The organism is Kaistella chaponensis, from assembly GCF_900156725.1.
Lineage (GTDB): Bacteria > Bacteroidota > Bacteroidia > Flavobacteriales > Weeksellaceae > Kaistella > Kaistella chaponensis.
The window spans coordinates 58,422-71,994 of sequence record NZ_FTOI01000009.1 but is presented as its reverse complement, the minus strand read 5'-3'; the positions used below and the strand labels follow the sequence as shown (position 1 = coordinate 71,994).

Sequence of the window (13,573 nt, the reverse complement as noted above, 5' to 3'; positions counted from 1 at the left end):
TTATTTTACAAAATAAGTAAAAATTACAGAAGACAGCAACAATTAGCTCAATTCAAAAATTCTTTCGGAACAGAAGAGAAAACTATCACCTGTTGTAAGCGTTTAATTTTTATCTTTGTGCCTAAATTTTTCAGATGCTTTATACCATTCTCAAAGCCGTTCATATCATTTTTATGGTCAGTTATTTTGCCGGAATCTTTTACTTGGTTCGGCTCTTCGTGTATTATAAAGATACCGATGAATTTGAGGAAACCAAAAGAAATATTCTTCGCGAACAATATGTTTTTATGGCCAGAAGATTATGGAACATCATTACTGTACCTGCAGGAATCATTATGCTGGGAACTGGTCTCACCTTGATTTTTCTGAATGATGGCTTAATGAAAACGCCTTGGTTTCATTTGAAACTTACTTTTTTATTGGGTCTCGCTATGTATCATTATTGGTGTTGGAAAAAAGTTTTACAGATCAAAAAACTAGAAGGCAATGTACTTCCCATCAAAAACATCAAACTTCGTCAAGCGAATGAGATTGCCACTTTCCTCTTATTTTTAGTGGTTTTTACGGTGATTCTAAAGTCTTCAATTATCGAATATTGGTGGCAATTAATTGTAGGGTTTTTCGTTTTGGTCTTGTTGATAATGACCACTGTGAAACTCGTCAACAAAAGAAAATAATTGTAAATTTTCAAATTATCGACTTATCAACTTAACTCATTATAAAATATGATTGCAATTTTTAGAAAAGAACTTTGGACCTTTTTCGGGAACTGGAGCGCGTGGTTCATCATCGCAGCGTTCAGTTTGATTGGGTCTTTGTTTTTGTTTTTCTTTGAGAATGATTTTAATCTATTCGATATTGGTACTGCGACTCTGCAAAGTTATTTCGTTTTAGCACCGTGGTTATTGATGTTTGTAATTCCTGCTGTTTCGATGAAATCTTTGGCAGAAGAAGAGCAATCGGGAACCCTGAACTGGCTTTTTTCTCAACCGGTGAAAATATCTGAAATTATCGCCGGAAAATTTCTTTCAGTTTTGATCGTTGGTGTTTTATGCATTATTCCTTCTCTGGTGTATTTTTGTACCGTTTACATTTTAGGTGTTCCGAAAGGAAACATTGATTTAGGCGCGACATTCGGAAGTTATTTCGGTTTAGTTTTACTCATTGCTGTTTTTTCAGCGGTCGGAATTTTAGCTTCATCACTTTCTCAGAATCAAATCATGGCTTATCTTCTCGGTGTCTTTTTGTGCTTTATTTTCTATTTTGGAATTGAGCAACTGGCGAGTTACAAATTATTGGGTGGCGCCGATTACATTCTCAGCAATTTGGGGTTTTATCAGCATTTCATCGCATTTACAAGAGGTTTAATAGACACCAGAGACGTTTTCTACTTTCTTTTGGTGATTGTACTGAGCCTTTTTTTGGCGAAAATTTTTGTAGAAAAGAAAAAATAACCGTTCTATACTATTCATCAAATGGACAAAAAACAGATTCTCTATATTCTTCTTGCGATTTTCGGAATGCTCGGCGTTTTCGGCATTTTTTCAAAGCGATTTGATTTCACTCAAGAAAAACGATACACGCTTTCCCCTTCTACTTTAAAAGTATTAGAATCGGTAGAAAAGCCTTTAATAGTCGATGTTTATCTGGAAGGTGATTTCCCCGCAAGTTTTCGTCAGCTGCAAAACGAAACACGATTTATGTTAGAAGAATTTCGAAAAGTAAACCCGAAAATCGATTTCAAATTTATAGATCCCATCCAAACAAAAATGTCCAAAGAAACTTTGGCGGCTCTGGGAATGCAACCCTCTGTTCTTCCTGACATGAAGGATGGCAAAATTTCGGAAATCGTGATGTTTCCGTATGCGCTTCTAAAATACAATTCGAACTCATTTTCTATTCCTTTAATCATTAATCAAACTGGAATCGACGCTTCTGAGCAACTCACGCGATCCATTGAAAATCTGGAGTATAACTTTGCATCCAACATTAAATTACTGACCGAAGATCATAAAAAAAACGTCGGAATCCTCATCAATCAAGATGAATTGGGACCTACGCAATTTCAAGGTTTTATGGATATGGCGCTGGAAAATTACAACGCAGGTCCGATTATTCCGGCGAATCAAAAAGAATTGTCATTAGCAGATGTTCCGAAACTGAAAAAGATGGATGCGCTGGTTATAGCAAAACCAAGAAAACCTTTTACCGAAAGCGAAAAATTGATTTTAGACCAATACATCATGAACGGCGGGAAAACGTTGTGGATGATTGATGCGGTAAATGCTGAAATGGACACGCTTTTTCAGTCGAAAAAAATCATGGCTTACCCGATGGATAATAATTTGACCGATTTCTTTTTTAATTACGGAATCAGAATTAATCCAGGTTTGGTGAAAGACATGAAAAAATCTGCGCTGATCAGAATCGTGTCTGGTGAAGTTGCCGGAAATCCTCAATTCAGCAGTTTTTTGTGGCCTTATTTTCCGTTGGGAATAGCAGAAACTCCCAATCCGATCACGAAAAACATCAACCCCGTAAAATTCGAATTTCCTACTTCTATCGATACTTTGGGCAGAAAAAATTTGAAAACCAAAGTTTTATTTGAATCAAGCGAAAGAACGAATATCAAACAGGTTCCCAATTATGTTTCATTAGCAGAAATTGTAAAAGCAGATTCTCTGAGTGAATTCGATAAACCCTCTTCACCAAAAATTTTTGCGGTGAGTTTGGAAGGTAAATTTAAATCCGCTTATGCGACTAGAAGCGAACGAAATGCTTATCCGAATTTTACATCGGACAGCAAAAACAATAAAATGATCATAATCGCAGATGGCGATGTCGGTAGAAATCAAATTTACAAAGGGAAACCGCTTGCTTTAGGCGAAGATTTGTTGACCAAACAAATGTATGGCAACGAACAGTTTCTGAGAAATTCCCTTGATTTTCTTTTGGATGATTCCAACTTAATGGAATTAAGAAACCGAAATATAGAAGCGAGATTACTCGACCGACAAAGAATCGACGAAGAAAGAACAAAGTGGCAATGGATTAACTTATTGCTTCCACTAGCAATTATCGGACTTCTGGGTGGATTTTTCTACTGGCTGCGAAAGAGAAAATTCGCATCAATCAAAAACCTTCAAGAATAAAATCCTGAAGGTTTTTTTTAATGGTCATTTCGTGAACGTCTTTTTAAATTTAAAGAAGAAAAATAACGGAGCTCAGAATGTTGTTATCAAACAATATGAGAATACCCTTTTAATAAAAAATCTTGAAACAAACTTAATATCTAAGCTCCATTATTGGACTTACGTACTTAATTAATTGCGTCGTGCGCACTTAACATATTTTTCGGATCTAGAATTTCGTCCAGTTTTTCTTTCGATAGCATGTTTTGTTCTAACACCAAATCATAAACCGTTTTTCCTGTTTCCATGGCTTGTTGAGCGATTTTGGTACTGGCTTTATAACCAATATAAGGGTTCAACGCGGTTACGATTCCGATGCTATTCATGACGAGATTTTTACAAACATCGCGGTTCGCTGTAATTCCATCGATACATTTGGTTCGCAAAGTATCCATGGCTCTTTGTAAGAAAATCATCGATTCTACAATCGAAGCGCAAAGTACAGGCTCCATCACATTTAACTGTAATTGCCCTGCTTCTGCGGCAAAAGTTACGGTTAAATCATTACCAATTACTTTAAAACAAACCTGATTCACCACTTCTGGAATTACAGGATTTACTTTTCCTGGCATAATGGAAGATCCTGGTTGCATGGCTGGAAGATTAATTTCATTAATACCCGTTCTCGGACCAGAAGAAAGCAATCTTAAATCATTACAGATTTTCGAAAGTTTCACCGCCAAACGTTTTAGCGCTGAAGAGTAAATTAAATATGAACCTGTATCTGGAGTGGCTTCTACAAGGTTTGGAGCAGACACAAAAGCTTCGCCAGTTAACTTCGCCAGTTTTTCTGCGCAAAGTAAAGCGTATCCTTGTGGAGCATTAATTCCTGTTCCAATTGCGGTTCCGCCCATATTAATTTCTAAAAACAAATTAGAAATATTATTTAAGAGGGTGATTTCTTCATCTAAATTAGCTGCAAATGCGCCAAATTCCTGACCCAAAGTCATTGGAACTGCATCTTGTAATTGGGTTCGTCCCATTTTAATGACATCACTAAATTCTTCTCCTTTTTTTCGGAATGAATTGTTTAATTCAGCCAAATGCTTCACCAAAATCTGATTCATTTTGATTACCGTCAATCGAACTGTGGTAGGATACACATCATTTGTAGATTGCGAAAGATTTAAATGATCGTTTGGATAACAGTGTTGATAGTCTCCTTTTTCGTAGCCCATTATTTCTAAAGCACGATTGGCAATAACTTCATTGGCATTCATATTAACCGAGGTTCCTGCACCACCCTGAATCATGTCTACGGGAAATTGATCGTGGAATTGACCGTCTATAATTTCTTGGCAAGCCTGTGAAATCGCGTCGGTCATTTTATCATCTAAAAGACCTAGTTCATGATTGGTTTTGGCAGCGGCAAGTTTTACATAAGCGATCGCTTTTACAAATTCTGGATAATCGCCCATCTTTTGACCGGTGATGTAAAAATTATCTACAGCACGTTGCGTTTGTACGCCATAATAAGCCTCTTTAGGAACTTGCAATTCTCCGAGTAAGTCGGATTCTACTCTGTAATTTTTCATAATAATTGATTTTGAAGTATTTATAAATATATTTTTTTAAATTTTTATCAATGTTTAAATTGAAGATGCCTCTTTTTTAAGACTTTTTAAACATCGAAAGATCGATATTTGCCTTCCTTTTTTTTAGAAAGCTTTAATTCTATACATTACGCCTAAACTAACTCGATCAGTATTAAAATCGTGTAAAGTCGGAATTGCTTTGGTGTAGACATATTTTCTACCGATATAGGCCAAGAAAAGTCTTAAGTCCTGATCTTTAAAAGGGAGATATTCCACGCCTCCCATGTAACCATAGGCTTTTCGGAAATCATCATCGTAATTCACTACGTCTTTTACAGAGGTGGTTTCATACATTCCTTTGGCGAAGATATTCCACTCTGGTTTGGGTTGAAATTCTGCTTTTAGAATGAGGGTATTGTAAGTAACGTCGCGAAATATTTTCTGGTTGTTTTGCTCTAGCCATTTCGCTCCATCTTTGGTGGCAATTCCTAAGCGATCAATTTTTTCATCAGCATTCATAAAATCAAAAGTCAACTGAAACTGCTCGAGATTATATTTAGTACCCAGAGTAATCATTTTAGAATAGTTATTCTTGGCTTCTGTCTGAATTCCATACGCCCATCGCGTCTGAAAACGCTTGTTCAGAAAACTACCATTCCAGTTGATGACGTAGGCAAGCGGACTGTGAGACTGTTCAATTCCCTGCGCTGACAAATCACCATAAATATCTTCTAAGTAGGAGTTTCTGTTATTGGTGATCTGAAACTGAAATTCCTGATTTTTAAAGGGAGTATAAATAATAGTTCCACCCATCATACTGTTATCCATTGCATTAATAAAATCAGAATATTCATGAACATTAATGGCATTGAGATCAAATTCAAATCCGCCCCAAGCTTGACGTTGTTTCCCAGTAATCAGGGTAATTTTATCGGTGGCTTTATAACCAACGTAAATATAATCGGTGGCTTTACCTAAGTTATCCAAAGATTGTGGGTTCGTAGGCTTGTTCAACCTTTGTCTAAAACGATAAAACAATTTATCAGTAAGATTTCCTTTAATTTCCAATCGGAACTGTCTTGCCTTAAATGCCATATCTGTTTCTTTACTTTGTTCTGAAACGACGTCGAAACTAGATTGAATATGGAAAAAGATATTGAGTTGGTCGTTATGTCTTTCCAGAAAACTAATTTTATTATCAGTTTCTTTGTTGGTGGGATTATCCTGTGCATAGACGCCTAGAGAAAATAAAGATACGAAGGCGACTGTTATATATTTTTTCATGATGTTTATTCTTTAATGATACATGCTACATAAAACTGATAATGAGATAACCGACTGCAATTGCTACAATTGTTGAGACAAATCCTGGGATCTGAAACGAGTGGTTAATCACATACTTACCAATTCTGGTTGTCCCTGTTCGGTCGAAGTTAATCGCTGCCACCACCGTCGGATAATTAGGTAAGAAGAAGTAACCGTTCACCGCTGGAAACATAGCGAGCAATGCAAGTGGTGAAATACCCAAAGCCAATCCTAGCGGATAAAGTGTACGAACGGTCGCTGCCTGACTGAACAATAAGATCGACATCACGAACAGCGCAAATGCGAAAAGGAAAGGATACGTCGTCACTACACTTTGTATGTTTTCTTTGAAGAAAGCAAGGTTTCCATTAAAAAACGTATCTCCCATCCAGGCAATACCGAAGATGGCAATAACTGCTTGCATTCCTGCAATAAAGATGCTTCCATTAACTGCCTTCGTAACATCAGCTTTCGCGAGAAGTAAAATCAACCCTGCGGTAGACATCATCACGATTTCAATGATTTGTGCCATTGTTACTTTCACCATTTCACCATCGATATTAAATGAAGGTCTTAAACTGGAAATTGAACCAAACAAAACAACAGAGAATACACCCATTAGAAATAGAATCACGGCAATCAACGGACGACTTTTGCTATCTGCATTAGATGTTTCTGTATGTTCTTTCGTTTGTATTAAACCTTCCTGTAATCTTTTCAAATAGATGGGATCTTTATCTAAATCAACTCCCACAAAACTAACGGCAAAGGCACCAGCTAAAACTCCGAGAATCGTTGCAGGAACGCAGACCATCAAAATATCAATCATTTCGATTCCTTGACCACCTAATAAACTGGTACTTAATAGTGCGGCTGTAGCGGCAGAAATCGGGCTTGCTGTGATCGCCTGCTGCGAAGCAATAACCGAAATACTCAGTGGACGCTCAGGACGAACTTTACTATCTGTGGCAATTTCAGAAATAATTGGCAGTAGTGAATAAGCGATATGCCCAGTTCCCGCTAAAAAGGTAAATACATAACAGACAATCGGTCCCAAATAAGTAATTGATTCTGGATTTCTTCGAAGAATTTTTTCTGCCACCTTAACCAGATAATCCAATCCACCGGCAGACTGTAAAGTAGATGCTGCAGTAATTACCGCAACAATCATTAACATAACTTCTATAGGCGCTTCACCAGGAGGAATATGAAATACGAAGACCAATATGGCCATTCCTATCATTCCAAAAATTCCTAACCCAATTCCTCCTACTTTTGCTCCAACAAATATTGCGGCCAAAACCACGATAAGTTGTAAATAAACTGCGTATTCCATGTTCTTGTTTTTTATTGGGGTAAAGGTCCGCCGAATAAACACAGATTTTTGATTCTACCCTATGAACTATCTTTCAGCAGGGAGTTTGAATAGTCACATCAAAGTGTGAACATTTTCTTAGTTGATTAATTTCATACAATACACCCACTTGATACGAATAAAAAAAACGTAAATTGCTTGAGTTAATAAAAACGATGACTGTACCAGAAACTTATTTAGAAAATCCTTTTTTTGACCACTTGAGTGATCATGAAAAGTCGGTACTTAATTCTAATGCGTCACTCATGAAATTTGAGCAGGAGGAAATGTTCATCAAAAACGAAAGCTTACTACTGTCGGTTTTTTACATTTACAAAGGGGAAGTAAAACTAAAAGATAGTGAGGGTCATCTTGTAGATATCTATGGCGAAAAAGATTTTATTGGCTTGAGGTATTTATTCACTGAAGAGCCTGTCTTTTTTTCAGCGTACGGAGTAAAGGGAACCGAAATTATACAGTTCGAAAAAAATGTTTACAGAAAGTTTGTCGCAACGAATTCTAAATTTCTTGTAGAGGTTTATAATAAGTCTAATGAGAACATGAATTCCTTGGTAAAAAATCTTTTAAGCTATAAACGGAATAAGGTGAACGGAGCTTTAGCAAATTTTCTGCTTTGCTACAGTGAAAAAGGATGCTTGATCTATTTAAAACAAAAAGAAATTAGTGATATGTTGGGATATTCCAGAGAAAATATCAATAAGTGTTTAAATAATTTCACCGCAGAAGGTTACATCGAATATACCGATGAAAACATAAAAATAAAGAATATTGAAGCCTTGCAATCCATTAAAAAATTCGGCTAAAATTTTTTAAGATTTTGATCGATAAATTTTGAAATTACGGTTAAATAATTGGATTAAACATCTTTAATAAAATCTTCATATTCATAGAAAACCCTTTCAAAACCTTCCATTTTTTCGACAAAAAACTCAAAGATTTCTTGCCATGTATTTTTATCATAAATAGATACGTTCGCTTTGGTGATCCAAAATCGAGAAATGACTTTTCCGTTTTCTAAAAGATAAAATTCATCTTTAAAAATTTCCCCTAATTCCTCTTCCAGAATAGATTCTAGCGACCACATTTTTTCGAAATAGGCATTCCGAAAGACTTCATCAATCATTTCTATATCTAAAGAAACCTCAGCTTTTTTTGGATCTGCATTAAATTTAAAGGAGAAATCTTTAATTTTCGTGTTGTATAAAATCCACTTTCGGGGAAAACTTTTTCCAAAAGCGATCCAGAATTCTTTCCTGATTTGTTGTGCTTCTACTTTGCTGAACATGTTTGCTGTTTAAAAAAAGCCTTCCAGCTTTGAAAGGCTGAAAGGCTTCCTAGATTGGTCAAAAAAATTATGAAATTACGCCTAAATCTTTCCCCACTTTTTCGAAAGCTGCAATCGCTTTGTCTAAGTGTTCTTTGGTATGAGACGCAGAAAGTTGAACTCTGATTCTGGCTTTACCTTTTGCTACTACTGGGTAGAAAAATCCGATCACATAAATTCCTTCTTCCATTAAATGTTCTGCCATTTTTTGCGCTAAAGGTGCATCATAAAGCATTACCGGAACTATCGCAGCATCACCATCAGGAATATCAAAACCTTTGCCTTTCATTTCTTTTCTAAAGTATTCTGCGTTCTCCATGACTTGATCTCGAAGTGAAGTATCATGAGAAATCATATCCAAAACTTTAATTGCCGCACCAACAATTCCTGGAGCCAAAGAATTCGAGAATAAATAAGGTCTGGAACGCTGTCTTAGCATATCGATGATCTCTTTTTTACCAGAAGTAAATCCACCCAATGCGCCTCCTAAAGCTTTTCCTAAAGTGGAAGTAATAATATCAACTCTTCCCATTACTTCATTCGCTTCATGGGTTCCACGACCGGTTTTCCCAATAAATCCTGTTGCGTGCGAATCATCGACCATCACCAAACAATCGTATTTATCTGCCAAATCGCAAACTCCTTTTAAATCTGCCACAATTCCGTCCATAGAAAAAACGCCATCGGTCACAATGATTTTAAAACGGTGGTCTTTTTTGGAAGCTTCAATAAGTTGCTCTTCCAAATCTTGCATGTTGTTATTTTTATATCGGTATCTCGCTGCTTTACACAAACGAACGCCATCGATAATTGACGCGTGATTTAATTCATCTGAAATTATAGCGTCCTGATCGGTAAACAAAGGCTCGAAAACGCCTCCATTTGCGTCAAAACAAGCTGCATATAAAATGGTGTCTTCTAAACCCAGGAAGTTCGAAATCTTGGCTTCCAAATCTTTATGAATATCCTGAGTTCCACAAATAAAACGCACAGAAGACATTCCGTAACCATGACTTTCGATCATTTCTTGGGAAGCTTTCATGACCTCTTTGTTATTCGATAATCCGAGATAGTTATTGGCGCAGAAATTTAATAATGTTTTTCCGTTGGCTTCAATCACCGCAGATTGCTGTGAGGTAATGATTCGTTCGGTCTTGAACAAGCCATCGTTCTTAATATTTTGCAGTTCGCTCTGCAGCGTTTCCAGATAATTTTTAGAAATCATAAATAGTAATTTTGAAAAATGCTAATTTAAGAAAAAAGCCCTCATTTCTGAGAGCTTTTCGTTTTATTCTTTTATTCGTTTTATTCTTTGATAAACTTAAGATTTTGATCATCTATTTTTAAGAAATAAATTCCTTTCGGAAGGGTATTCACCTCTATGATTTGATCGGAAGAATATTTTCCAGTTTTAATCAATTTACCTTCAACATTATAGATTTCAAAAGGCTGTGCTTTGGAAATTCCGGTTACTGTAATTTGATTTTTTACAGGATTAGGATAAATTTTAATTGCTTCTTTTTCGGAGTTTCCAACAGCAAGAATCGACGTATCTTTTGTCACCGTAGAATTTTTCTGAACAATTTGATATTCATAATTAAACTGAACTGAAGCAACTGGGAAACCAACCGTTTTAGCAAAATTCTGATTATTGGTGGTGTTATCTAAAACAAGATAAGCCACTTGTCCTCCTGTACCATTCACTTTGATTGGTAAAGGCATTTCAAAAAAGCTCACAGAAGAATGACTCTGCGTTTGACTTACTTTAAATCTTAATATTTGATCTGCAGTTTGGTTCCATTTGATTTGATAAGTTGGGTAGCCTTGTCCGTAAATCCAATCATTAAAAAATTCTGTAAAATCTTTTCCGGTTGATTGCAAAAGTGAATTTTTGAGGTCTGCAGTTTTCACATAGTTATAAGCAAGATTAGGGCGCGAATGATAATCCCGAATTGCGGAATAAAACGCGTCATCGCCCAAGATCCATTTCAACATTTTCACTACATAACCCCCTTTTGAATAAGAGAGTCTGCCGCTAAAAATCACATTAGTATTGCTTAAATTACTGTCTGCAACATACACACTTCCACTTGGAGAGCTTGTAATATTGGTAATTTCGTTTGCCAAGTACGTCATAAACTGCGTATTGGTCATGAGTAATTTTTCATTGGCGAGCGTAGCTCCGTAGGTTGCAAAACCCTCATTCAACCAGATATCGTTCCATGCTCCACAAGTTAATTTGTCGCCAAACCATTGGTGGGCTAATTCATGCGCAATAATAGATCTGCTCCATGATCCCATTGAGGACATCGTTGCGTGTTCCATTCCACCGCCCCAACCGAATTCCATGTGACCATATTTTTCGTTTCTATAAGGATAAGGTCCTAAATAGGTTTCGAACATTTCCATAATATTTTTAGTATAGGCAATATTCGACATTGTTGTGGTGTTAGAAATTGTCGCGGGATATAAATAATTGACAAACGGAAACGGTGGAATTCCCATGGTATCATTCAATTTGGTATAATTTGTAATACCTAACGCAATTAAATAAGCAGGAATCGGATAATTGGTTTGCCAGAAAGTCCGTTTATTGCTCCCAGTTATTACTTCTGAAAACAACTTTCCGTTTGAAGCAACATTATATTGTGAAGGCGTCGTAATTTTCATATCGACTTTTTCAATTTTGTCATTCAAACTCTGCTTTGTAGGAAACCATTCCTGTGCACCGTATGGTTCAGACAGCGTAAATAAAACCGGAGTACCACCTTGTGTAGAAATGGTAAAAGCGTCACCTGCACTTCCTGTCCTATCTGGAGCACCAGAATATTTAATCGAAAGTGAATCAAGGGTTGCAGCCGGAATATTCGTAGGGAAATCTATTTTAACTTCCTTGGTAGACAATTGGGTAAAAGTAAGATTTGCACCGTGATATTTTACTTCAGAAACCGTCAATACATTTGAAAGATCAAAATAGATACTCGACATATTCTGTTTTGCCTGAAAATGACTGGTCACCGTACCACTTACGAATTGAACCGCCGGATCTAGACTTAATTCCAAACGCTGGTATTTTAAATCGTAGTTTAATGTATTCGGATTCTCATTGTACCCGATCATTTTTGCATAACTGTTAAGCTCATTTTTGATCATACTCTTTCGCTCAGCTTCCTCATTTTTTTGAGAATACACTTGAACAAAAAGGAGCGCAAGAATTAGGACGTATAATTTTTTCATTTAAAAATTTATTTTGCGATAAAGATAAAAAAAACCTTCCAATTATTATTGAAAGGTTAAAAAATTTCGAGAATGCTTATTATAAACTCAACGCTGGCTGCAAAAGCTGCTCCATTTTGTTTTTCACCTGATCAACAGAACCTGCATAATTATTGATGAGAAGAGAAAAAACTAATGTTTTCCCACTATTGGTTTTCATATAACCCGCTAACGTTTTTACTTTATTCAGAGTTCCTGTTTTTGCAAAAATCTGTCCGTAACCTTCTCCATTAAACATCTTTTTTAATGTTCCTGTTTGTCCACCGATTGGCAGTGAATCGAAATAGGATTTATAAAATTTCTCATTCATTAAACCTGTCAGAAATTTAACCTGTGCAATTGGAGTTACCAAATTACTTCGGGATAATCCACTTCCGTCCATGTAATTCAATCCGCTTGTATCAAAACCAATCGAATTCAAATGGGAAATTACAGCAGCTCTACCCGACTCCAAAGTCTGATCACCGTTTTTTTGAAATCCAACCGTTCGCAAAAATGCTTCTGCCAAACCATTATCACTGTGTTGATTGGTATAGATAAGAATATCGGTTAAAGAGGGCGATTGATAAGATGTAATCAATTCTCTTTTTTCCGGATTTAGATCTGTCAATTTAGGAACGACTTTTCCTACGACAGGAATTCCACTTTTGATGAGAGTCGCACGCAAAACATTTGCCAGATAAGCCGGAGCATCAGGAACTTTTGTCGTTAAACCCATTCCTTCAAACTTGTCGGCATAAACCATCTGTTTGATATAAGGTGAAATGTAATAGAAATTCTTACTTTCCGCAAACGGATTAGATTGTTTTGCAATAAGCTTTTCGTTAGATGGACTGATTTGTAATGTAGAACCAACCGGCAAATAATAATTCCCATTTTCTAACCACACAATATTTTCGGGAAGTGTCTGCGATTTATTAACTTTAAAAACTCCGGTTTGAATTATGATATCACCGCTCACTTTTTTAATCCCTTTTTCGGCCATTGCCAAAACAAAGTCAGAAACAATATCTTTATAAGATGCAGCTCCAGCTTTGTTGGTTCCTAATGAGGGATCACCACTTCCAACTACATACAAATTCCCCTGAAGAGTCCCGTCTAAATTAACCGTTCCAGAATATTCGAGTTGGGTGATCCAACGGAATTTTTCTCCCAGCAAACTTATCGCAGTTTCGGTCGTTAATAATTTCGTAGTGGATGCTGGAACTAAGGGCGTATTTTCATTATAAGAACTTACTACTTTTTTAGTCTTTGGATCATAAATCACAAAACCCCAACTTGCATTTCGAAGAACAGGGTCACTCATCATCGAATTGATATTAATGTCAACCAATTCTTTGGCGGTCATTAATTTTTCGGTAGTGGTTGAACTGAAGTCTTTCGGCGAACTGGAGGATTGATTATCGTAAGATTGAGGATAAGTAGAAGTTGTAAATGTTCCCTGTGAGAATGCAAAAGCGGATACAGCAAGTGCTGAAGAAACAAATATATTTTTAAGTCTAATCATTTAATAATCATTTATTTGATGATGGTTGCTGATTGATGTTAACCTTATATGAAGAAACCA

Annotated in this window: 11 protein-coding genes; 4 read left to right on the top strand and 7 right to left on the bottom strand. The window is 36.3% G+C overall.

Annotated features, from left to right (window positions below; all coding sequences use genetic code 11):
- The first annotated feature begins 134 nt into the window (after nucleotides 1-134).
- Genes BW932_RS10125 through gldG form a run of 3 tightly spaced genes read left to right on the top strand, consistent with a single transcriptional unit; the run spans nucleotide 135 to nucleotide 3,152 of the window.
- Nucleotides 135-677, top strand: a complete 543-nt coding sequence (locus BW932_RS10125; RefSeq protein WP_076387389.1) for a CopD family protein — start codon at nucleotides 135-137, stop codon at nucleotides 675-677.
- A 48-nt stretch (nucleotides 678-725) separates the two neighbouring features.
- Nucleotides 726-1,454, top strand: coding sequence for an ABC transporter permease subunit (locus BW932_RS10120; RefSeq protein WP_076387388.1), 729 nt, complete (start codon nucleotides 726-728; stop codon nucleotides 1,452-1,454).
- A gap of 21 nt (nucleotides 1,455-1,475) precedes the next feature.
- On the top strand, nucleotides 1,476-3,152 hold the full coding sequence (gene gldG / locus BW932_RS10115; protein WP_076387387.1) for a gliding motility-associated ABC transporter substrate-binding protein GldG: 1,677 nt from the start codon (nucleotides 1,476-1,478) through the stop codon (nucleotides 3,150-3,152).
- Between the two features lie 167 nt (nucleotides 3,153-3,319).
- Here gldG and aspA read toward each other — a convergent pair whose 3' ends face one another.
- The 3 genes from aspA to BW932_RS10100 form a co-directional block, all read right to left on the bottom strand.
- Nucleotides 3,320-4,726 (bottom strand): aspartate ammonia-lyase, encoded by a 1,407-nt coding sequence (gene aspA, locus BW932_RS10110; RefSeq protein ID WP_076387386.1) that lies wholly within the window; start codon nucleotides 4,724-4,726, stop codon nucleotides 3,320-3,322.
- A gap of 123 nt (nucleotides 4,727-4,849) precedes the next feature.
- Nucleotides 4,850-6,010 carry a porin gene (locus BW932_RS10105; protein WP_076387385.1) on the bottom strand — a complete coding sequence of 387 codons (1,161 nt, stop codon included), beginning with the start codon at nucleotides 6,008-6,010 and terminating at the stop codon, nucleotides 4,850-4,852.
- A 25-nt stretch (nucleotides 6,011-6,035) separates the two neighbouring features.
- The gene (locus BW932_RS10100) at nucleotides 6,036-7,367 is read right to left on the bottom strand and encodes an anaerobic C4-dicarboxylate transporter family protein (RefSeq protein WP_076387384.1); all 1,332 of its coding nucleotides are present in this window, start codon (nucleotides 7,365-7,367) and stop codon (nucleotides 6,036-6,038) included.
- A gap of 194 nt (nucleotides 7,368-7,561) precedes the next feature.
- On the opposite strand from BW932_RS10100, the gene BW932_RS10095 reads away from it, so the two are divergent.
- A complete protein-coding gene (locus BW932_RS10095) occupies nucleotides 7,562-8,209 on the top strand; it encodes a Crp/Fnr family transcriptional regulator (RefSeq protein ID WP_076387383.1) in 648 nt (215 codons plus the stop codon).
- Between the two features lie 53 nt (nucleotides 8,210-8,262).
- Here BW932_RS10095 and BW932_RS10090 read toward each other — a convergent pair whose 3' ends face one another.
- The 4 genes from BW932_RS10090 to dacB all read right to left on the bottom strand — a co-directional run bounded on the left by BW932_RS10090 (nucleotide 8,263) and on the right by dacB (nucleotide 13,513).
- Nucleotides 8,263-8,691 (bottom strand): DUF4268 domain-containing protein, encoded by a 429-nt coding sequence (locus tag BW932_RS10090; protein WP_076387382.1) that lies wholly within the window; start codon nucleotides 8,689-8,691, stop codon nucleotides 8,263-8,265.
- A gap of 67 nt (nucleotides 8,692-8,758) precedes the next feature.
- A complete protein-coding gene (locus BW932_RS10085) occupies nucleotides 8,759-9,955 on the bottom strand; it encodes a glycine C-acetyltransferase (RefSeq protein WP_076387381.1) in 1,197 nt (398 codons plus the stop codon).
- A gap of 80 nt (nucleotides 9,956-10,035) precedes the next feature.
- Nucleotides 10,036-11,967, bottom strand: a complete 1,932-nt coding sequence (locus BW932_RS10080; RefSeq protein WP_076387380.1) for a M1 family aminopeptidase — start codon at nucleotides 11,965-11,967, stop codon at nucleotides 10,036-10,038.
- A 79-nt stretch (nucleotides 11,968-12,046) separates the two neighbouring features.
- Nucleotides 12,047-13,513 carry a D-alanyl-D-alanine carboxypeptidase/D-alanyl-D-alanine endopeptidase gene (gene dacB, locus BW932_RS10075; protein ID WP_084566499.1) on the bottom strand — a complete coding sequence of 489 codons (1,467 nt, stop codon included), beginning with the start codon at nucleotides 13,511-13,513 and terminating at the stop codon, nucleotides 12,047-12,049.
- Nucleotides 13,514-13,573: the final 60 nt, after the last annotated feature.